General features: G+C 67.9%; 17 protein-coding genes. 7 read left to right on the forward strand and 10 right to left on the reverse strand.

Going from position 1 to position 19812, the window contains the following annotated elements; all coding sequences use genetic code 11:
- Positions 1 to 121 precede the first annotated feature (121 nt).
- The 3 genes from ACFIMZ_RS23205 to ACFIMZ_RS23215 form a co-directional block, all read right to left on the reverse strand.
- Positions 122 to 712 carry a DUF488 family protein gene (locus ACFIMZ_RS23205; protein WP_431824645.1) on the reverse strand — a complete coding sequence of 197 codons (591 nt, stop codon included), beginning with the start codon at positions 710 to 712 and terminating at the stop codon, positions 122 to 124.
- Between the two features lie 132 nt (positions 713 to 844).
- Positions 845 to 2383, reverse strand: a complete 1539-nt coding sequence (locus ACFIMZ_RS23210; RefSeq protein ID WP_431824646.1) for an FAD-dependent oxidoreductase — start codon at positions 2381 to 2383, stop codon at positions 845 to 847.
- Positions 2384 to 2541: 158 nt separating this feature from the next.
- On the reverse strand, positions 2542 to 3723 hold the full coding sequence (locus ACFIMZ_RS23215; protein WP_431824647.1) for an MFS transporter: 1182 nt from the start codon (positions 3721 to 3723) through the stop codon (positions 2542 to 2544).
- 101 nt (positions 3724 to 3824) lie between these two features.
- Between ACFIMZ_RS23215 and ACFIMZ_RS23220 the strand changes: the two genes are divergently transcribed.
- The gene (locus tag ACFIMZ_RS23220) at positions 3825 to 4748 is read left to right on the forward strand and encodes a LysR family transcriptional regulator (RefSeq protein WP_431824648.1); all 924 of its coding nucleotides are present in this window, start codon (positions 3825 to 3827) and stop codon (positions 4746 to 4748) included.
- Positions 4749 to 4825: 77 nt separating this feature from the next.
- Here ACFIMZ_RS23220 and ACFIMZ_RS23225 read toward each other — a convergent pair whose 3' ends face one another.
- Both ACFIMZ_RS23225 and ACFIMZ_RS23230 read right to left on the reverse strand, forming a co-directional pair.
- Positions 4826 to 6955 (reverse strand): hypothetical protein, encoded by a 2130-nt coding sequence (locus ACFIMZ_RS23225; RefSeq protein WP_431824649.1) that lies wholly within the window; start codon positions 6953 to 6955, stop codon positions 4826 to 4828.
- Positions 6956 to 7028: 73 nt separating this feature from the next.
- The gene (locus ACFIMZ_RS23230) at positions 7029 to 7283 is read right to left on the reverse strand and encodes a hypothetical protein (RefSeq protein ID WP_431824650.1); all 255 of its coding nucleotides are present in this window, start codon (positions 7281 to 7283) and stop codon (positions 7029 to 7031) included.
- A gap of 737 nt (positions 7284 to 8020) precedes the next feature.
- Between ACFIMZ_RS23230 and ACFIMZ_RS23235 the strand changes: the two genes are divergently transcribed.
- The 4 genes from ACFIMZ_RS23235 (at position 8021) to ACFIMZ_RS23250 (ending at position 12818) form a co-directional block, all read left to right on the forward strand.
- Positions 8021 to 9256 (forward strand): peptidoglycan DD-metalloendopeptidase family protein, encoded by a 1236-nt coding sequence (locus tag ACFIMZ_RS23235; protein ID WP_431825345.1) that lies wholly within the window; start codon positions 8021 to 8023, stop codon positions 9254 to 9256.
- Between the two features lie 210 nt (positions 9257 to 9466).
- Positions 9467 to 10756 (forward strand): NAD(P)/FAD-dependent oxidoreductase, encoded by a 1290-nt coding sequence (locus tag ACFIMZ_RS23240; protein ID WP_431824651.1) that lies wholly within the window; start codon positions 9467 to 9469, stop codon positions 10754 to 10756.
- 18 nt (positions 10757 to 10774) lie between these two features.
- Positions 10775 to 11332 (forward strand): helix-turn-helix domain-containing protein, encoded by a 558-nt coding sequence (locus ACFIMZ_RS23245; RefSeq protein ID WP_042588360.1) that lies wholly within the window; start codon positions 10775 to 10777, stop codon positions 11330 to 11332.
- 139 nt (positions 11333 to 11471) lie between these two features.
- Positions 11472 to 12818 (forward strand): glutamine synthetase family protein, encoded by a 1347-nt coding sequence (locus tag ACFIMZ_RS23250; protein WP_431824652.1) that lies wholly within the window; start codon positions 11472 to 11474, stop codon positions 12816 to 12818.
- An 18-nt stretch (positions 12819 to 12836) separates the two neighbouring features.
- Here the strand turns inward: ACFIMZ_RS23250 and murI are convergent, their stop codons facing one another.
- From murI to ACFIMZ_RS23275, 5 genes are all read right to left on the reverse strand, one after another.
- Complete coding sequence (murI, locus tag ACFIMZ_RS23255) at positions 12837 to 13670, reverse strand: glutamate racemase (protein WP_431824653.1); 834 nt, start codon at positions 13668 to 13670, stop codon at positions 12837 to 12839.
- An 87-nt stretch (positions 13671 to 13757) separates the two neighbouring features.
- Positions 13758 to 14147 (reverse strand): lysozyme inhibitor LprI family protein, encoded by a 390-nt coding sequence (locus ACFIMZ_RS23260; protein ID WP_431824654.1) that lies wholly within the window; start codon positions 14145 to 14147, stop codon positions 13758 to 13760.
- Positions 14148 to 14197: 50 nt separating this feature from the next.
- A complete protein-coding gene (locus ACFIMZ_RS23265) occupies positions 14198 to 14950 on the reverse strand; it encodes an N-acetylmuramoyl-L-alanine amidase family protein (RefSeq protein WP_431824655.1) in 753 nt (250 codons plus the stop codon).
- A gap of 172 nt (positions 14951 to 15122) precedes the next feature.
- Positions 15123 to 16739, reverse strand: coding sequence for an FAD-dependent oxidoreductase (locus ACFIMZ_RS23270; RefSeq protein ID WP_431824656.1), 1617 nt, complete (start codon positions 16737 to 16739; stop codon positions 15123 to 15125).
- Positions 16739 to 18253, reverse strand: a complete 1515-nt coding sequence (locus tag ACFIMZ_RS23275) for a polyamine aminopropyltransferase (protein ID WP_431824657.1) — start codon at positions 18251 to 18253, stop codon at positions 16739 to 16741. Before ACFIMZ_RS23275 ends, ACFIMZ_RS23270 begins: the two co-directional genes overlap by 1 nt.
- Before the next feature lie 121 nt (positions 18254 to 18374).
- On the opposite strand from ACFIMZ_RS23275, the gene ACFIMZ_RS23280 reads away from it, so the two are divergent.
- Entirely contained in the window at positions 18375 to 18761 is a 387-nt protein-coding gene (locus ACFIMZ_RS23280) for a DUF350 domain-containing protein (protein ID WP_084909236.1), read from the forward strand.
- A gap of 27 nt (positions 18762 to 18788) precedes the next feature.
- Positions 18789 to 19808 carry an SPFH domain-containing protein gene (locus ACFIMZ_RS23285; RefSeq protein WP_431824658.1) on the forward strand — a complete coding sequence of 340 codons (1020 nt, stop codon included), beginning with the start codon at positions 18789 to 18791 and terminating at the stop codon, positions 19806 to 19808.
- The last annotated feature ends 4 nt before the right edge of the window (positions 19809 to 19812 follow it).

A 19812-nucleotide genomic window follows, 5' to 3' on the forward strand; every position in this document is an offset into this window, starting at 1 on the left:
GTCGGCTGCGATGCGGGGCCGGGCGCAGCGGACGCGAGATGGTAATGCAGGACCGCGGGCGCCGGAAGCCCCGGCTGCGGCGGGTTGGCGCGCGCGTCGTGCGGCCGGACGCGCGCCGGATTCATTCGGTCCGGCGCGCATCCGCGTCCGGCGCTTCGACGTCGATATCGGCGCTGGCGTCGGTGCGTGGATAGACGATCGTTCCGTCCGGTTGAACGGCGGCGCCCGGCGTGAGGCGCGCGGGCTCGATCCGGTTCGGCCCGATGATGTGGAAGACCGTCTCGCCGCGCGCGATCAGGTAGTCGGCGACGATGCGCCGGTGACAGCGCCACCACACGGCTTCCGCGCACATGACGGCGCAGCGCCGCCGATGTCCCTGTTCGACCAGGTGATCGAGGCCCGCGCGAAATGCCGCGGACAGCGCGTAATCGGCGTAGCGATGGAAGCTGTCGTTGGTCCAGAAGCCGTTGACGTCGTCCGGCACGGCCCGCGATGGGCCGCGCAGGCCGCCGAGCGCGGCGACGTGTTCATAGGCGATGTCGAACGGCGCCAGCGCGACCGGCAGCGTCGCTTCGTTGAACTGCGGATTGGTGCGCGACCTCGGCATCTTCCTGACGTCCGCGAGCAGCGCGATGTCGGCGTCGTTCAGCAGGCCGATGAAGTCTTCGAGCGAGCGGTCGGAATGGCCGACCGTGAAGAACGGGAGCTTCATGCGTCGTCCTCGCCGGCGATGCGCGCGAGCGCGCGGCCCCGATGCGCGGCAACGTGATCGGCCCGGCGGGCCAGGTCCCGCAGCTTGAACCGCGTCGTCATCATGCGCGTCCTCCTGTCGTCCATGTCGCGATCATGCCGGCGTCGCCTGCTCGAACGCGGCTTCCGCTTCGAGACTCGCCCGATCGCGTCCGACGGTGGCGACCGCGAGCCGCCTGCCGTTGCGCCAGTAGGTGACCGTGCAGTCGTGCGCGGCCGGATCGCCGTCGACGTCGACGCGATCCCAATGCTCCGCGTGGCCGACGTAGTTGATCGCCACGTCGTAGTGCTGGCTCCAGAAGAACGGCACCGCCGCGAAGCGCTGCCGCTCGCCGAGGATGTTCCGCGCGGCCGCCGCGCCCTGGCGCTCGGCGACCACCCAGTGTTCGACGCGGATGCGCTCGCCGGTGCGCGGGTCCGGCCAGCGGGCGATGTCGCCCGCGGCGTAGATGCCCGGTACGCTGGTCTGAAGGAATTCGTCGACCGTCACGCCGCGATCCGTCGCAAGGCCGGCATCCTCGGCGAGCGCGAGGTCGGGGCGCACGCCGATTCCGGCCACGACCAGGTCGGCGGGCAGCGCGACGCCGGTCGACAAGGTCACGCGATCCACTTCGATGGCGGCGACCGTTGCCCCCAGATGGAACACGACGCCGTGCGCTTCATGCAGCGCCCTGACCATGTCGCCGAGCGCCGCGCCGAGGATCCGCTCCATCGGACGCGCTTCAGGGGCGACCACATGCACGTCGAGCCCGCGGGTCCGCAACGCGAACGCGACCTCGAGCCCGATGAAGCTCGCGCCCACCACCACGCATCGGCGTGCAGCGCCAACCTGCGCGATCAGCGCATTGCAGTCGGCCAGCGTGCGGAGCATCGCGACGTGCGCCAGCGTGGCGCCGGGGACCGTGAGGTGCACCGGTTCGGCGCCGGTGGCGAGCAGCAACGCGCCGTACTCGACCTCGCTGCCGTCCGACAACGCGAGGGTTTTCCGGCTGGGCTCGAGACTGACCGCGCGCAGGCCGCAGTGCACGGAGATGTCGTGATCCGCGTAGAACGCCGGAGGATGCAGCGGCAGCCAGTCGGGCTGCGCGGTGCCGGCGAGATAGTCTTTCGACAGGTTCGGCCGGTCGTACGGCAACGCGCGATCGGCGCTCAGCAGCGTAATGGGGCCCTGATACCCTTGCCGCCGCAACGTGCTGGCCGCCGAGTTGCCGGCCGCACCGCCGCCGACGATCACCACCGATTTGGGGTGCGCCGCGGCCGACGCTGCCGACGGGATCGGCGCCTGCGCCGCCGGCAGCGCGTCGCGCACGAACACCTTGCCGTTTTGCTGCTCGACGCGCCAGCATGTCAGGTCGGTCAGCGCTGGCGCGCCGAGCACCTCGCCGGTGCGAACGCTGAAGCACGCGTGATGCCACGGGCAGCGGAGCGTGTCGCCGACCAGCAGGCCGTCGGCGAGCGGGGCGCCGTAATGCGTGCAGGTTGCGCCGACCGCGAAGCATGCGTTCGCCTGCCTCACGAGCAGCACCGGTTTATCGCCGACATGGCCCGCGATCATGCCGCCTTCGGGAACATCGGCCAACGGCACGCCCTGGGCAAGATCGGGGTCGTCGGGGGACGGAGCGCGCTCGGTCATGGCGTCTCTCCTGGCTGGTCAGGAACAGCATCATTATCGACCTCGATTTCGCCGGAGGAAAGGTACAGTCGGCGGGGCCGTCGGGACGGGCTTCGGCCTGCGATCCGGTGCCGGCGCCGTCGAAACGGCACCGGCTGCCGCGCCGCCGCCGTGCGCCTTCACGCGTGTCCGCCACGCAGCAAGCGGAGATAGGCCGGCAGCGCCAGCGACCCGATCAGGCTGGCCCACAGAAGCGGCGCGATGCCGGCGAGCGTGACCGTGTGGCCGCCGAGCAACCACGCGCTCAGCGCGAACGCGACGGTCGTGCCGAAATGGGTCGCCGCCGTTTGCAGCGCGCTGAACCCGGCGCGGCGCTCCGGCGCGGGAAAGGCCGCACTCACGCTCGAGGTCGCGACGAGGCGCACGTAGGTCGATGCCATGAACGCGATCATGAAACCCTCCGCGCCGACTGCGTGACACATCAGCAGCACGATGTCGATCGCGATTGCGGCCGTTGCGAGCCACGCGAGCCGCCGTTCGCCGAGCCGGCGCGTCAGGCGGCCGGCCGCAAGCGACGCGACGAAGCCGGCGACGCCGCCCGCGAAGAAGAGCCGCGGCAGGCTGCCCGGATCGTCGGAAAGCAGCGCGAGCAGCGGCGCCAGCACGGGCACGATCAGCAGCGACGGCAATTGCGAGACGGCGTTCGCGGCGGCATGCAGGACCGTCCCGGCGTCGAGGTCGAGCGTGCGCGGCCGGATGGCCGGCGGCGCGATCGCGGGTATCCTCGTCGCCGCGACGAGCGCGCATCCGGCGCAGCATGCGGCGATCAGCCGGAACGCCGCCGGCCAGCCGGCCCGTTCGGCCGCATGCAGCACCATCGGGATGCCGACGATGCTGACGAGCGAAAACGACGCGACGACCGTCGCGAGCAGGCGCGGCCGTTCGGCAGCGGATGCGCTGGCCAGCAACACGCCGAGCGCGGAGCCCATCGTGATGCCGCCGGCGATGCCGGCCAGCGCGCGCAGCACGAGCAGCCATGCGAAGCTGTGCGTTTCGGCGATGGCGAGCGTCGTCACGGCGAGCGTCGACAGCGTGACGATCAGCATGCGTCGCGGATCATGGCGGTTCAGCCGGAAATACGCGGCGAGCCCCGACAGGATCGCCGTCAGCGTATAGATGCCCGTGGCGTAGCCCGCGTACGAGTCGGGTACGCCGAAGTCGGGCGCCATCCGCCGGAACAGCGGGCCGACTGCCATGTATTCGAGCGCGTTGGTGAACTGGATCGCCGCGACGACGACGGCGATGCCGCGTGCGGAAGGGGGCGGACGGTGCGGTCCGGTTGACGGATTCGGTGCGGCCATGGGTGTCTCTCGTGCGCAAAAGCCGCGATGGTCGCCTCGGGCGACGCGCGTCGCCTAGTCGCTGAAATGGAACACGCGATGATCAAAAGGAGAACGTTGGAATGGCGCGGTTGAATCTCAATGCGGTTCGGGTCTTTGCGACGGTGGCGGCGAAAGGCAGCTTCACCGCGGCCGGGCGGGAATTGCAGATCCCGACTTCCAACGTGAGCCGGCATGTCGCGCAACTGGAGGCGAGCCTGCAGACGCGCCTGATCGAGCGGCACGCGCGCCGCCTGACGTTGACCGACGCGGGCCGGCTGCTGTTCGAGCGCTGCTGGCCGATGTTCGATGCGCTCGACGACACCCTCGACGAACTTGCATCCGGGCAGACCCGCCTGCAGGGCCGGCTGCGCGTGAGCCTGCCGAGCGAGGTCGGCCCGCAGCTGTTCGGCGCGGCCGTGGCCGATTTCGCGTGCCGTCATCCGGCCGTGGACCTGCGCTGCTCGACGAGTCTCGCCGGGCTCGAGACGGGGCTCGAGGATCTCGATCTGGCGGTCATCATCGGCCGCGGGGAGTTGCCGGACAGTTCGTGCGTCGTGAAGCCGATGCTGAGCTGGCCGAGCGTGGTCGTCGCGGCGCCGTCGGTGATCGATGCGCATGGCTGCCCGGAACGCATCGAGTCGCTCGAGGCGTTGCCGTGCATCACGACCGTGGGCGCGCTGGACGGCAGGCCATGGCGTTTCCTGGGCGCGGGCGGGCGCGTGATCACCCTGCGTGTGCAGGAGCGGCTGCGTGTCGACAGCGGTACGCTTGCAGTGGCGGCCGCGCTGCGCGGCGTCGGCTTTGCGATCGTCGTCGAGGTCGCGTGCCGCGACCTGATCGAGCGCGGGGAGCTGGTGCCGATCGCGCTCGACAAGCCGGCCGCGCCGCTGGAGCTGTATGTCGCCTATCCGCAGCGCAGGCACCTGCCCGCGACGGTGCGGGCGTTCATCGATCATCTGACGGAGGCGGCGGGTGCGCTCCACGACGCGCGATCAGGCCGATAGCAAGCAAAACGCCCGCCTTGCGGCGGGCGTCCATCCTGCGAAGCGCCTTCGCGGGTCGCGTTCGCAGGGGCGACAGATTACTGCCACGCCGGCGCCGGCGTGATCTGCGTCGTATAGGCGGTTGCCGGCAGCAGCGTGAGGTTGGAAATCCTCTGCCCGCCGTAGGTTTCGGTCGACGAGCCGAACGTGACGCCCGTCACCGGCACGGCGACCGACTGCCCGTCGGAGCGCGACGCGCTGACGACGATCGACTTGCCGGGCGTGAGCGTCGCCGCGACGTTCGACGCGTTGTACACCATCCGCTGGTTCGCGAGCGTGCCGATCGTCGACAGGTAAGGACTCTGGATCGGCAGGTTCCTGTAGTACGTGTTGTACTTCCTGAACGTCGCGTTCAGCAGGTCGCCCAGCAGCGTGCTCGTGCCGCTGTACGCACGCAGGTTCGTCTGGTGGAACATCAGCGGCCGGTTGTCGAACGTGAGCAGGTAGACGACGAGCTGGTCGGACACCTTGTCGAGCACCTGCGCGTAGGTCAGGTCATAGCCCCAGCGGGTCGGGTCGATCCCGTTCGCGCCATAGAAGTAGTTGTATTCGGCGACCCACTCCGCCGGCTGCGACACGTTGTAGAACAGCGCGGTCGCATAGCGCGGCACTTCGAAGATGCCCTGGTTCACGCAGTTGTACTTGCCCGCGTTGAACGCCGGCAGCGGCCAGGCCACGCCGTTGTTGTTCGTCGGGCAGCCGGTCGTGCCGACGGGCGGCGTCGGCTTCGAGCTGTCGGATACGAGCACCTGCGTGCCGAACGCGACGAGCGCGCCGAGCGTCGTCGGGTTGTACAGCCCCGAGATTTCCGGCGTCACGAGCGTCCACCTGTTGAAGGTCGTGAACCTGAACTTGTTCGCGACCTTCACGTTGTTCTGCATCTCGGCCTGGACTTGCGCAGCGGTCGTCGTATACGGCGGATCCAGCAGTTCGTGGTCGTAGGTGTGGCTGATCCATTTGAAACTGCCCTGCAGCAAGGCCGTCTGCAGCGACAGCGAGTCGATGCCGTTCGGCGGGTAGAGACCCTGGCCGCCATACGCCGTGCTGTAGCCGGAGCCGTTGAACGCCAGCGAGAGCTTGACCGCGGACGCGTTCGGGGTTGTCGTGTTCACGAGCGACTGCCAGGTCACGGCGTTGCTGAAGTCCGCGCCGGTGGTCCGGTATTCGCACGCGGTGAGGCCCGTCAACGGGTTCGTCGAACCGAGCGGACACTGGCCGGGCGGGGTGGTACTGGTCGTGGCGCCGGTCCTCACGTCGTACCACAGGCCGGTGGATTCGGCTTGCGCGTACGGGAAGATTTCGTCGGGAATGCCGTTGTCGTCGACCTGCGGATCGATGTACGCATGACGGCTGCCGAGGAACAGGCCGCGCGTGAGCCAGTTCGCGATCCCGTAGGACAGCGTGATCGAGTGCGTCAGGTACTGGCTGTTGTCGAACATCAGCGACATCGTCTCGCGCGACGTGCTGTCGCCGGTCAGCGGCGTCGTGTTCGCGAACAGGCAGGTGGCGCCGACCGAGTACGGCGTGTTGCCCGGGCCGGTGGCCTGCACGATCGGCGTGACGGTCGTGCCGGTCGGCAGCGGGCTGGCCGGCGACGCGAAATACGTCCACGCGTTCGCGATCGTCAGCGGGTTGCCCGAGGACGTGCCCGCGTTCATGTACGGGAACAGGCTCTGCCCCGTCGACGTCAGCAGCGACGACAGCGGCGTCGCGGTCGTGTCCTGGTAGTTGACGTACTGCAGGCAGCCGCTGTCGCTCGGCCACGTGTAGAAGCTCGCGAGCCGCACGTTGTACTTGAACTGGTAGCGCGCGAGCGTCTGCGCGAGCGCGCCGCCGGCGAACGGGTTCATGTAGCGGTAGTCGCTGATCGGCAGGATGATCCCCTGGTACAGCGCGTGGTCGCCGTTTTCCAGCGGCGGCAGGGTCGGGTTGCTGGTGTCGTACGAGTAGACCGTGTACGGGATGCCCACGCGATCGAGGATCGACCGGGCGGCGGCCAGCTCGGGCGAGCTGCCTGCCTGCTGGCTCGCGACGATCAGGATCTTCAGGTCGATCTGGGCATCGCCCGGCACTGCATGGCAGACGCCGGCCGCCGCAAGAAGTCCTGCCGCGGCTGCGCAGCGCGACAGCAGCCCGAACCGGCGGGATAGGGTTCGCAAAACGCTCATGTCAATCCTCACGCATCGTGTCCGAAGGTTCGGACGAGTCCCCCGACATTCGAGAAAGGTGTGGCGTCTGTCGTTATTGATTCGAAGTCCGATTCTTCGTCGTCGACTGGTTGACGGTGTCGTTCGGATGCGGGCCCGAGGGCGGATAGGCCGGCTTGCCCCAGGCTTCCTTGCCCGATGGAGGCTGGCCGTGACCGTGCGGTGGGGACTTGCCGTCCGCGTATGCGTGCGGCGGCGCGATCGCGGCTGCCGCGACCAGCCCCGAGAAAACGCCGCAGAGCACGACGCTCGGCCAGCGAGGCGGACGTTTCGGTCCAAGGGTTTGCATGGTGTCCTCCGGACGCCGCCGGTGTCATGCGGCGCGTTTCAGAAATGATCAGGCGGGCGGCGCGGACGGGCCGGCATGTCGGGCCGGGCCGTAGCCGCGAACGCCAGGGCGTTCGAATCCGAGCGCTTCCGTACAGGTCAGGTCTTTCGATCGGGCCTGACGGACCTGAACGGGAACGGGCGACTGCGGACCGATTGCGCATGAAGGCGGGGATGACCGCCCTGCATGCGTTCGCATCCGGTTGATCTGGAAAGCGAACTATGTGCCAATGGCCGGAGATCCTTCATTCCGTTGAGGTAACGTTACGTAATGAAAGCTGACCGGCCGAAAATGTTTCATCCATGATCGATTGCGCGGCGATCCGCTCGAAAGACGTTTCGTCTCTGCAACAAGGGGGAGGCGGTTCAGCGGCCAAGGGGGTGACCCGCTCCGGCTCCGAGCGTCAAGACGGCCTGCGCTGGACGGTTGCGTTGAGCCAACCGGCCTCCACGATTGTCGGTGCGATCCAATTCAGGAAAGATTAATGGAAGACGTGTTTGTGAATAATTAGGTAAATATAGAATTGCAATGGAGTTATTTTCCAGAAAAATCCACAATGACCTTTCAATTTGATTTCGCCCGGGTTAGGCTGGTGGTGCTATGCGCGGCAAAAAAAGAGAATTGCCAATCGAGAATGGATTTTAATTTTATTTCAATTTATTGATTGTCTGAGGGGCGTCGATATGGGGGATTTGCATATGCGTAATTTCGCCGGTCGTCATGCATCGAAATCGATCAAATGCCTCATCGGAATTCAGCTCGTCGCAGCCTGCCTCGTCAAAATCGTCCATGCGGCGCCCATCGATGCGTCGTTGCAACGCTCGATCGAGCAGGCGCTTGAATCCCGATCGGGTGGAAAGTTGATGCTGCCGGCCCAGTCGGGCAGCAACCTGGTTGAGGCATTGAAAACAGATGAAGTTTCCGGGTGGGTATTTGGCGCTGCTACCCAAATCCTGCGCGAAGACGAATCCGTCGATCCCGTCACGAAGCTATTCCTTGCGCGCAACGTGAGTGGCCGATGGATCGCCGGTGTCGAGGGCGGCAGCAAGTTTGGAGAATTACTCAACTCGGCGCCATCAACGCTGCTCGCTGCCGAGGAACGGAAAAACCTGGCGGTAAGACGCTCGTTTGCACCACGGCCGGCGGCATTGCCGCAACCGGGCCTTGCGTTGCCGTGGCAACTGAATGCCGGATGGTATTGGACGGGCGGAGCGCACGGCTGGTCCGGACAAAGCAGGCCGTATAACTCCCTCGATTTCTCGGGAGGCAACGGTCGCGTGCTGGCGTCTCGGGACGGCTATCTTTACAAGAGCTGCGAGCGAAACGGGAGTGCAATTGTCAAGCTGGTTCACGACAATGGATATGCGACCACCTATTACCACATGGTCCAGCTGACGTCGCTCAATAGCGGCACGCGTGTCCGTCAGGGCGATTATCTCGGCAGCGTCGGAAACGGGCTGCCATGTGGCGGACAAACGACGGGGCCGCATGTTCACTTCTCGGTGAGCAAGGATGGCAATGACGTTCCGATCAATGGGATGACGATCGGGGGCTGGCAATTTTTCGCGGGCGCCGAACCGTACTCCGGATACGCCGTTCGCAATCAGCGGCGCGTCTCCCCGCAGGCATGGCTTGTCAACTACGGAGGCGAAGATTCCGGCGGTCCGGTCGACCCGTCACCGCCCGTCAGTGCACGTGTACAGGCACCGAATCAGGCGAATCTGCGCAGCGCGCCTTCTTTGTCGGCAGCGATTGTCGGTTCGATCGAGAATGGGCGCACCGTGCAGCTCGCTTGCTACAAGTACGGTGACCCGGTGGATGGCAACTGGGGCGTCACCCGGCTTTGGTATCGACTCGAATCGAATCAATGGATATCGGACGGATTTGTCTACACGGGTAGCGACGGCCCGGTGGTGTCGGAATGCGCGAGCTAGCAAGGGTGCGCCGTCACGCATGAATGCGTGCACGGCCGCCATTGTGCGTGCAGGTTTCCGGTGCGGTTCACTCCCGCTGAAACCACACGAACGGAGCGCAACTTCAGCTCGTCGGGCTACAAGGACCACAACAACCGCGCGCTTGCTCCCGTGAAATTGTCATGCTAGTTTTTCATGAAATTTCTCAACGGAAATTTCATGGGAGCGCGCATGTTCCTGCAATCGGACCGCCACGTCGCAAGCTACTACGCCGGCACGCACCCGGCGCCGATCCCGGTTCGCCCGGTGCTGGATACGCGTGTCGACGCCGACGTGCTGGTCGTCGGCGCCGGCTTCAGCGGGCTGCACACGGCGCTGCGCCTGGCGCTCGCGGGCAAGCGCGTCGTGATGCTCGAAGCGAGCCGGGTCGGGTGGGCGGCGTCGGGCCGCAACGGCGGGCAGGCGCTGCTCGGCTGGTCGTGCGACATGCCGCCGCTCGAGGATGCGCTCGGCCGCGACGGCGCACGCGCGCTGTGGGACAGCATGCGCTGGGCCGCGGCCGAGGTGCGCGACTTGCCGGCGCGCCACGGCTTCGACATCGATTACCGGCCGGGCAGCCTGTGGGCGGCGGTGCGGCCGCGCCGCGTCGCGATGCTCGCGCAGGCGCGCGACGAAGCGGCCGAGCGCTGGGGCTACGACCGGCTGCGCGTGATTCCGCAAGCCGAGATGCCCGAATGGATCGGCAGCGCGCGCTATCTGGCGGCGCTCTACGACCCCGAGGCCGGGCACCTGAATCCGCTGAAACTCGCGCTCGGTCTCGCGCAGACGATCGAGCGAGCCGGCGGGCGCATCTTCGAGCAGAGCCGCGTGCTCGACTTGAGCGAGACGGCCGGCGGCTACGTCGCGCGCACCGCCGCCGGCGAAGCGCGCGCGGATGTGCTGGTGCTCGCGTGCAACGCGTACGTCGACCGGCTCGATGGCGATCTGTCGCGCCGGCTGCTGCCGGTCGGCACCTACCAGGTCGCGACCGCGCCGCTCGATCCGGAGCTTGCGCGCTCGCTGCTGCCGCGCCACAGCTGCGTGATCGACAACCAGTTCGTGCCCGACTACTTCCGCCTGAGCCCCGACGCACGCCTGCTGTTCGGCGGCGGCTGCACCTATCTCGGCGGCATCCCCGCGGACATCGCGGCGGCGACGCGACCGCACCTCGAACGCGTGTTTCCGCTGCTGCGCGGCGTGCCGCTCGACTACGCCTGGGGCGGCCACATCGACATCAGCATGCGCCGCACGCCGGACCTCGGCCGGCGCGGGCAGCGCTACTGGCTGCAGGGGTTTTCCGGCCACGGCGTGCTGCCGACGCTCGCGGGCGCGCGCGCCGTCGCCGACGCGGTGCTCGGCGACGACCGGCTCCTCGCGCTGTACCAGCGCATCCGCAACCCGCGCTTTCCCGGCGGCGGCCGGTTCGCCGCGCCGCTGGAGGCGATCGGCAAGGCCTGGTACCGGCTGCGCGACACCGTCTGACTTTCTCCGGAACCCACGATGAACGAACAGGAAGAAATCGAAAGCCTCGCGATCCTGATCCGCGATCTGCGCAAGCACCGCAAGGTCACGCTGAACGAGCTGGCCGACCGGATCGGCCGCTCGGTCGGCTTCCTGTCGCAGGTCGAGCGAGGGCTGTCGCGTCCGACCGTCGCGGACCTGACGGCGATCGGCGAGGCGCTCGGCGTGCCGACCACGTACTTCTACAGCCTGGACAAGCCGCGCTCCGTGCCGTGGGTTACGCGGCCCGGCGAGCGCCGCACGGTGTACTACGCGGCCGGCATCACGGACATCCTCGTGTCGCCGAGCATGCGCGCGCGCTTCTCGGTGCTCGAGAGCCATCTCGCGCCGGGCGCGAGCAGCGGCGACCGGCCCGTCGACGACAGCGACGAGCAGGGCGGCTTCGTGCTCGAAGGCGAACTGACGATCTGGCTCGACGGCGACGACACGCCCGTCACGCTCGGCCCGAACGATGCGTTCCAGCTGCCGGCCCACAAGCGGTTCCGCTACGCGAACCTGACTGACCAGCCCACGCGGGTCATCTGGGTGTTCACCTGAGCCGTCGTCGCGGCGGCATGCCGCGTTCGAAGCACATTGTTTGACGTACTGATCGATGGGGGCGTGCGGCGCTGCGCAGGCCGTTCGACCCCGGTTCGCCGCAACGCGGCATCGTCACACTCGAACGAAAGGATGAATCATGGCTGACGTCGTTTCCGCGCTGGTCGATGAAGTCCGTGCATTCCGCCACGCGCACCCCGAGATCCGCTATGTCGACCTGATCTGCCTGGACCTGCCCGGCCACTTCTACGGCAAGCGCTATCCGATCGACGCGCTCGAGAAGGTCGCATCGGGCTCGCTGCTGAAGCTGCCGCAGAACTGCGTGCTGCTCGGCACCCAGGGCGGCCTGTACAAGATCGGCGACTACTGCTTCAACGACGGCGACCCGGACGCGCCGCGCCGGCTGATTCCCGGCACGCTGAAGCGGGTGCGCTGGGAAAGCCAGCCGCTCGCGCAGATGCTGATCAGCTCCGACGGCACCGACGCGCCGATCGAGTTCGAGCCGCGCGAAGTGCTCGCGCGCGTGCTGCGGCGCTTCGCGAAGCGGGGGATTCGCCCGGTCGTCGCGTTCGAGCTCGAGTTCTACCTGTTCGCCGCGCAGCTCGAGGACGGCCTGCCGCAGTATCCGCGCGACCGCCTGAGCGACGACCGCGACGATCAGCCGAACATGCATATCGAGCGGCTGTCGCGGTTCTCCGACGTGCTGCACGAGATGGTCGAGGCGGCGTGCGAGCAGGGCGTCGATGCGACGGTGATCACCGCCGAGCTCGGGCCCGGCCAGTTCGAGATCAACTTCGGCCACACCGACGACGCGCTGTGCGCGGCGGACTGGTCGGCGCTGTTCTGCCGCAGCACGCGCGGCGTCGCGCTGCGGCACGGCTATCGTGCGAGCTTCATGGGCAAGCCGTACCTGCATGCGCCGGGCAGCGGCATGCACGTGCACGTGAGCCTGTACGACGAAGCGGGGCGCAACCTGCTAGCGGCGCACGGGCAGCGCGCGCTGCGCCATGCGGTCGCGGGCTGCCTCGCGCTGCTGCCGCACTGCATGCCGGTGTTCGCGCCGAACCACAACGCGTTCCGGCGCTACGGGTCGATGGTGAACGCGGCGAGCCGCGCGAGCTGGGGATTCGAGGATCGCGACGCGTGCATCCGGATTCCCGAATCGGATGCGGACAACCTGCGGATCGAGCATCGCCTCGCGAGCGCGGACGCGAATCCGTATCTCGTGCTGGCGGCCATCCTGGCCGGGATGGAATACGGGCTCGACGCGGGCAAGGAGCCGATCGCGCCGCTCAACGACGATCGCGGCAGCGGCATCGATTTCCCGAAGGGCATGCTGTCGGCGGTCGCCGCGATGCAGGCGCATTCCGCCGTGCGTGAAGGGCTCGGCGGCGAGTTCGTGATGGTTTACTGCGAGAACAAGCGGCAGGAGCAGATCGATTTCATGAACGAGATCGGGGCGCGGGAGTATCGGTGGTTTCTGTGACGCGGGCCGGATGATCGCTCAGCTTGTCTCGATGTCGATGGCGGCCACCCGGTGGCCGGCCAGCGCAAGCCCCTGAGCGAGTTTGGCCAAGGGCGCCCGTTGCTCTGCCGAGGTTGCGGTCGAGCACAATTGCAGGGGCGCGTTGGCGGGATTCGCATCGTCGTGCAGCCGGAACTCGGCAAGCTGATGGTCGACCCGCCGTGCGATTGCGGTCGCGGTCTCGATCAAGCGGAATTGGGAGCCAAAGACCCGTCGAATGCCCGGTATGAGCAACGCATAGTGCGTCGAGCCCAGCACGAGCGTATCCGCGCCTGCGTCGATCATCGGCGTCAGGTATTCCTCGAGCAGCGCCTCGACGGTCGATCCCGTGGCTTCGCCTTGTTCAATGCGTTCCACGAGGCCATGCCCCGCCCGACACACAAAACGGCAAGCGTGATCGTTTTCCGACAGCAGCGCCTGCATTCTTTGGCTGCGCAGCGTTGCGGCTGTCGCGAGCACGCCGACGACTTTGGATGCCGAGGTCTGCACGGCCGGCTTGATCCCGGGCTCCACGCCGATGATCGGGATCGCGAACTGACTTCGGAGATCCGAGATTGCGTGTGTCGTTGCCGTGTTGCATGCAATCACCAGCATTTTCGCGCCGTTTTGCACCAGCCATTCTGCGAGCGCCCGGCTGCGCGCCCGGATGAACGCATCGGACTTTGGGCCATAGGGTGCGTACCTGGAGTCCGCGATATACAGGATGGCTTCGCCTGGAAGCCGCTGACGGATCGCCTCGACAACCGACAATCCGCCCAGGCCCGAATCGAACACGCCGATGGGGGCGGCGCCGTTGTGCATGAGTGTGTGCATTGGCCTTGGATCGTGCGTTTGGAGCGCGCAAGGGATACCGGAATCGCTGGCGTGCGGACTCCGGTCCCGAGGATTGCGCTAAAAGTCTTACTGCCCGATCTTCGACGCCACGCACCCCGTGCTCGAACATTCGCGATCGCGCTCGCGCAGGAACGACAGGCGCGACTGCGTCATGTCGATCGCGCACTCGAGGTTCACGTAATACCCGTCGTCGCGCGTCGTGCTGCACTTGTCGTCGCGCTGCTTCAGCCACGCGAGCTGGCCCGACTTCAACGACGCCTGCTGGTCGCCGCTCAACTGCTTGCGCAGGCGGCCGTACTGGTCGTTCAGCTCGCGGTCGAGCTGCGAGAACTGCGTGCTGCTGCAGTACACCTGGTCGAATGCGCCGCGCGGCTTCGCGCAGCCGGCCGCGTGCGCGGCGAACGGGACGGCAAGCGCGAACAGCGCGCAGGATGCGGCGAGCAGATTCTTGTTCATGTTGATGCTCCTGGCTGGGTAAAAACCGGTGACGCACGCGCGCCGCGTCGTCATTCGGGCGCGGTGCACGCCTCGATGCCGCCCGCGATCGCGGCGGACAGGCGCTGGATCGTGTCGTGCTGCGCGAGCCGCTTCTCTTCGTCGGGATTGACGATCACGCCGGCTTCGACGAGCACGGCCGGAATCGGCGCGGTGCGCAGCACGACGAGATCGTCGAAGCGGTGGATGCCGAGCCGCGGGTCGATCAGCGGGCGGTTCTCGCCGCGGATCGGCTGCGCGTGATAGAGCGACGGCGTCTCGCCTGCCGCGACGAGCTTCCCGGCAATCGCCTTCGCGCAGCGCAGGCTCTGTTCGTAATGCGGATTGCGCTCCGACACGAACACCGAGAAGCCGCGGAATTCGCGCTGCCGGCCGGCGTCGATGAATTGCTGCTGCATCGAGTCGTGATGGATCGACACGAACAGGTTGGCATCGGGCGCCTGTGTCGAGCGCTGGTCCAGCTTGATCTCGCGGCCGTCCGCGGCCGTGCGCAGCACGCGGTCGCCGTCGTCGCCCAGCCGCTTGGCAATGGCGCTCGACAGGTCGAGGTTGTACAGGTATTCGACGCGGCCGCTCGCGCCGGTCGAGCCGGGGCGCGCCAGCGTGTGGCCGGTGTCGATCACGATATACGGAGCGTGTGCGTTGGCGGCCGGCGCGGCGCCTGCGGCGCGCAGCGCGAGCGGCATGCCGAGCAGGGCCGCGCAGGCGAGCGCGCGCGCGGCGGCGCCCGCGAACGGGCGAAGGCGTTGGACGGTTCGGTTCATTGTTGTTGTCGCGTGAATGCGGCTGCGCTCGACGAAGCGGCGCGCTGCCGTCGGCCTGCATGATGCAGTCGGAATGTGGCGCGATTATAGCGGCTGCCGGCCGCCCCGCGATGATAAAACCGCGGGTGCCGGGCCGGTTGAAAGCGGGTTGTAAAGCACGCGGCGGCGTCCGTTACGCGAGCACGCGCTGCGCGGCGCGCATGCCCCAGTACGATGCCTCCTCGAACAGCGACATCCCCGACAGGTCCGCATGCGCGAACACGACCGGCCCGTCGGCGTCGCGCAGCGCGAGCAGCCCCGGCCGGCTCAGGAACCCGACGTCGGGCGTCGCCATCGCGTGGCCGCGCACGGTGATCTCGAGCGCGCTCGCGTGCTTCCACAGCGCGCGCCCGTACACCGCGCGCAGGTCGGTCGCCGCCTGGTCGCGCAGCTCGTCCGGCTTCGCCGCGGCGAGCCAGCGGCGCGTGTCGTCGGGCGTGCGCGTGCTCAGCGCCTGGTATGCGGAAAACACCGAGCGCGTCGGCGGCGACAGCCGGATCAACTGATGCGTCGATACGACGTAGCCGAGCCCCGCGCCGCCATAGACGACGTTGTCCCACGCGAGCGGCACGCCGGCGGCCTCGTCCGGCATCCCGTCGAGCAGGAAGTTGGACACGAGCCACGGCGCGCGCGGCGGCAGGTCGCGCGCGGGCTCGAAGCCGTATTCGCGCAGCTGCGGGAACACGCGCGCGGCGACGAACAGCGGCATCGCGCAGACGACGCGCCGCGCCCTCAGCGTGAAGGTGGTCAGCGCGCCGTCGTCGACGCGCGCGCACAGCACGTCGACGCCGCCCGCGCGCTCGGTCGCGCGGACCGCGAAGCCGGCCTGCGACCAGTCGTGCGAGCCGGTGCGCGCGGCGATCGAATCGGACAGCTTCGTCACCATCGTGTGCAGTCCGTCGGGCCAGGTCAGCACCGCGCCGTCGCCGGCATCGCTCGCATGGCCGGCGCGTGACGAGAAGTAATGCAGCCCGGCCCACGCGGACACGTGCTCGTAGCCCGCGCCGTAGTCGTCGCGGCAGCAGTAGTTCAGATACCAGTGCAGCGAGCGCGCCGTATAGCCTTCGTCGAGCAGCCACTGCCGGAACGAACGCGTGTCGAGCGCGCGCCAGCGCGGATCGCGCGACGATTCGGCGAGCGGAATGCAGAACGCCTTGCGGCCGTCGTTGCCGCGCGCGGTGCGCAGCGTGTCGGTGTACGCGAAGAAGCGCGCCTGCTGCGCGAGTTCGTCCTGGCCGATGCCGATGGTCGGCACGAGCCCGTCCTGCCACTGGCCCGCGATGTAGAGCCGCTCGTCGGGCGCGTGCACGATCGCGCGTTCGTCGTAGTCCGGCCGCGCGGCGAACGGCGCGGCTTCGATCACGCCGAGATCGGCGAGCATGTCGCGCAGATGCGTGGATTCGCGCGACGGCAGCGGCAGGTAGTGCGCGCCCTTCGGATAGCCGAGCTCGCCGAAGCGGCCGCCGGCCGCATTGCCGCCGAATTCCGGGCCGGCGAGCACCGTGAAGCGGCGATGCCCGGCGCGCGCGAGCTGCCATGCGCACGACAGGCCGGCCGCGCCCGCGCCGAGGATCGCGACGTCGGTGTCGAGCGTGCCGGATGGCGGCGGCAGCGCCGCATGATCGCGCAGCGCGTGGCCTTCGCGCATGCCCGGATGGTCGATGCGCGGCGTCGTCTCGATCCAGCCGAGCCGGCCGCAGGCCGCAAGCGACGCGGCGGCCGACGCGGCGACGAACGTGCGGCGGTCCATCAGCGCAGCACGTGTTTCCAGTCGTCGTCGAAGCGGCGCACGAGCGGCTGGTCGTTGAGTTCGTTCGGCGACATCGGCAGCGCCGGCATGTCGGCCGGGAAGTGGAACATCTCGGCGGCCGTCTGCGCGTCGAGCCAGCGCGTCGGCACCGAGTAGTGCGTCGGCACCGTGAAGTCGCGGCGCTTGCCGGCGATCACGAAGCCCCAGTCGCCGAACGACGGCACGTAGCAGTGGTATGGCCACGTATTGAGGCCCGCCTCGTGCAGCGTCGCGATGATCGTCCAGTACGCGTGCGGCGCGAAATACGGCGACGTCGACTGGATCACCGCATAGCCGTTCTCGGACAGGTGCCGCGCGAGCAGCCGGAACACCGGCACCGAATAGAGGCGGCCGAGGCCGAAGTTGGTCGGGTCGGGGAAGTCGACGACGATCGCGTCGTATACGTCGGCGCTCGCTTCGAGCCAGCGCACCGCGTCGTCGTTGATCACGTGCACGCGCGGGTCCTTCAGCGAACCCTGGTTCAGCTTCACGAGCGGCGCGGACGTCGCGAACAGCCGCGTCATCGCCGGGTCGAGGTCGACGAGGGTGATCTGCTCGAGGTTGCGGTGCTTGAGCAGCTCGCGCACCGCGAGACCGTCGCCGCCGCCGAGCACGAGCACGCGCTTCGCCCACGGCAGCGCGTCGAGTGTCGGGTGGATCAGCGCCTCGTGATAGCGATGCTCGTCGCGCGACGAGAACTGCAGATTGCCGTTCAGGTAGAGCCGCATGTCGTCGCGCCATTGCGTCAGCACGATCCGCTGGTACGGCGTGGTTTCCGCGTAGATCGTCTCGTCGCCGTACACGCCGTGCTCGGCCCAGTGCGTGATTTGTCCCGACAGCGCGAAGCCGGCGGCGAGCAGCCCGATCACGAGCGACGCGCGCATCTGCTTGGCGCGCACCCGGCGGATCTCGTCGCGGAACAGGTGCATCGTCCACAGCGCGACGAGCGCGTTCAGGATCCCGAACAGGAAGCTCGTGCGCAGCAGGCCGAGGCGCGGCGCGAGCACGAGCGGGAAGATCAGCGACACCGCGAGCGAGCCGAGATAGTCGAAGCTGAGCACTTCGCTGACGGTATGGCGGAATGCCTGGCGCCGCTGCTGGAACGCGCGCATCACGAGCGGGATCTCCATCCCGATCAGCACGCCGAGCGCGAACACGAGCGCGTAGAGCGCCGCGCGGAACGGCGCCGCGAGCCATGCGAACACCGCGAACAGCAGCGCGGCCGACACGCCGCCGAGCAGGCCGACGAGCAGCTCGATGTCGACGAAGCGGTCGAGCACGTCGTCGTCGTCGACGAACTTCGCGAGCCACGAGCCGACGCCCATCGCGAACAGGTAGCAGCCGATCACCGACGAGAACTGCAGGATCGAGTCGCCGAGCAGGTAGCTCGACAGCGCGCTGCTGATCAGTTCGTAGCCGAGCCCGCACGACGCGAGCACCAGGATCGACAGGACGAGCGCGCGCTTATGCAGCATGGGACGTCCGTTGTGTCGGGGTCGGCAATGTGGATATACTGGCGCGGATTTTTGTGGGGCGGCCATTCGCGGGGCGGCCACCCGCCGGCAGGCGAACCGAGCACACAATCCGAGGGAAAGAATGAATAGTGCCTTTTCTTATGCGGTTCATTTGCTGTCGGCGTTCGTGCTGCTCCTGGCGTTCGCGGCAGTGTACCTGAAGGTCACCCCGTTCGACGAACTGGCGCTGATCCGCGACGGCAACGTCGCCGCGACGCTGTCGTTCGGCGGCGCGCTGGTCGGCTTCTGCCTCACGCTCGCGTCCAGCATCGCGCACAACTCGACGCTCGGCGCGGTCGTGCTGTGGGCGATCGGCGCGATGCTCGTGCAACTGCTGACCTACGTGGCGCTGACCCGCCTGATGCCCGGCATGAACCACGCGATCGAGGACCGCAACGCCGCGATGGGCGGCCTGATGGGCACCGCGTCGCTGGTCGTCGGCATCATCAATGCCGCCTGCCTGACCTGACGCCGCGCGCGTTTCGAGGAGACCCTGATGAGTTTCGGTTCGTTCATCCGCAAGCAATTCATCGACGTCCTGCAATGGACGGAAGACACGGACGGCGTGCTCGCATGGCGCTATCCGATGCAGGACATGGAAATCCGCTACGGCGGGCAGCTGACCGTGCGCGAGTCGCAGGTCGCGGTGTTCGTCAACGAAGGGAAGGTCGCCGACGTGTTCCAGCCGGGCCTCCATACGCTGACGACCCAGACGCTGCCGGTGCTCACGTACCTGCAGAACTGGGACAAGCTCTTTCAGTCGCCTTTCAAGTCCGACGTCTATTTCTTCAGCACGCGGCTGCAGCTCGGCCGCCGCTGGGGCACCGCGCAACCGGTGACGATCCGCGACCGCGAATTCGGCATCGTGCAGCTGCGCGCGTTCGGCATCTACTCGTACCGGATCGTCGACCCGCTCGCGTTCCACCGCGAGATCAGCGGCACGCGCGCGCAATTCACGGTCGACGATCTCGAGCAGCAATTGCGCAACCTCGTCGTGACCGCGATGAGCACCGCGTTCGGCTCGGCGGACGTCGCGTTCGTCGACATGGCCGCGAACCAGATGCAGCTGTCGCACCGGGTTGCCGAAGCGCTGGTGCTGGCGTTCACGCGCTACGGTCTCGCGCTCGACGCGTTCGTGGTCGAGAGCGTGTCGCTGCCGGCCGAGCTGCAGAAGGCGCTCGACCTGCGGATCGGCGCGAGCGTGGCGGGCGACCTCGGCCGCGCGACGCAATACCAGACCGCGCAGGCGATTCCGCTCGCCGCGCAGAACCCCGGCGGCATCGCCGGCGTCGGCGCGGGCCTCGCGGCCGGCGCGGCGATCGGGCAGGCAATGGCAGGCCAGATCGCCGGCAGCGCGCAACCGGCCGCCGCCGCCCAACCGCCGGCCGGTGTCGCGGCCGGTGTCGATTACGTGCAGCGTCTCGAGCAGCTCAAGGCGCTGCACGACAAGGGGCTCGTGACCGACGACGAATACGCGCGCGCGAAGGCGGAGATCCTCGCGAAACTCACTCAATAAGCGT

Origin of the sequence: Burkholderia sp. F1 (genome assembly GCF_050813845.1) — a bacterium.
In the GTDB taxonomy this organism is placed as follows: domain Bacteria; phylum Pseudomonadota; class Gammaproteobacteria; order Burkholderiales; family Burkholderiaceae; genus Burkholderia; species Burkholderia ubonensis.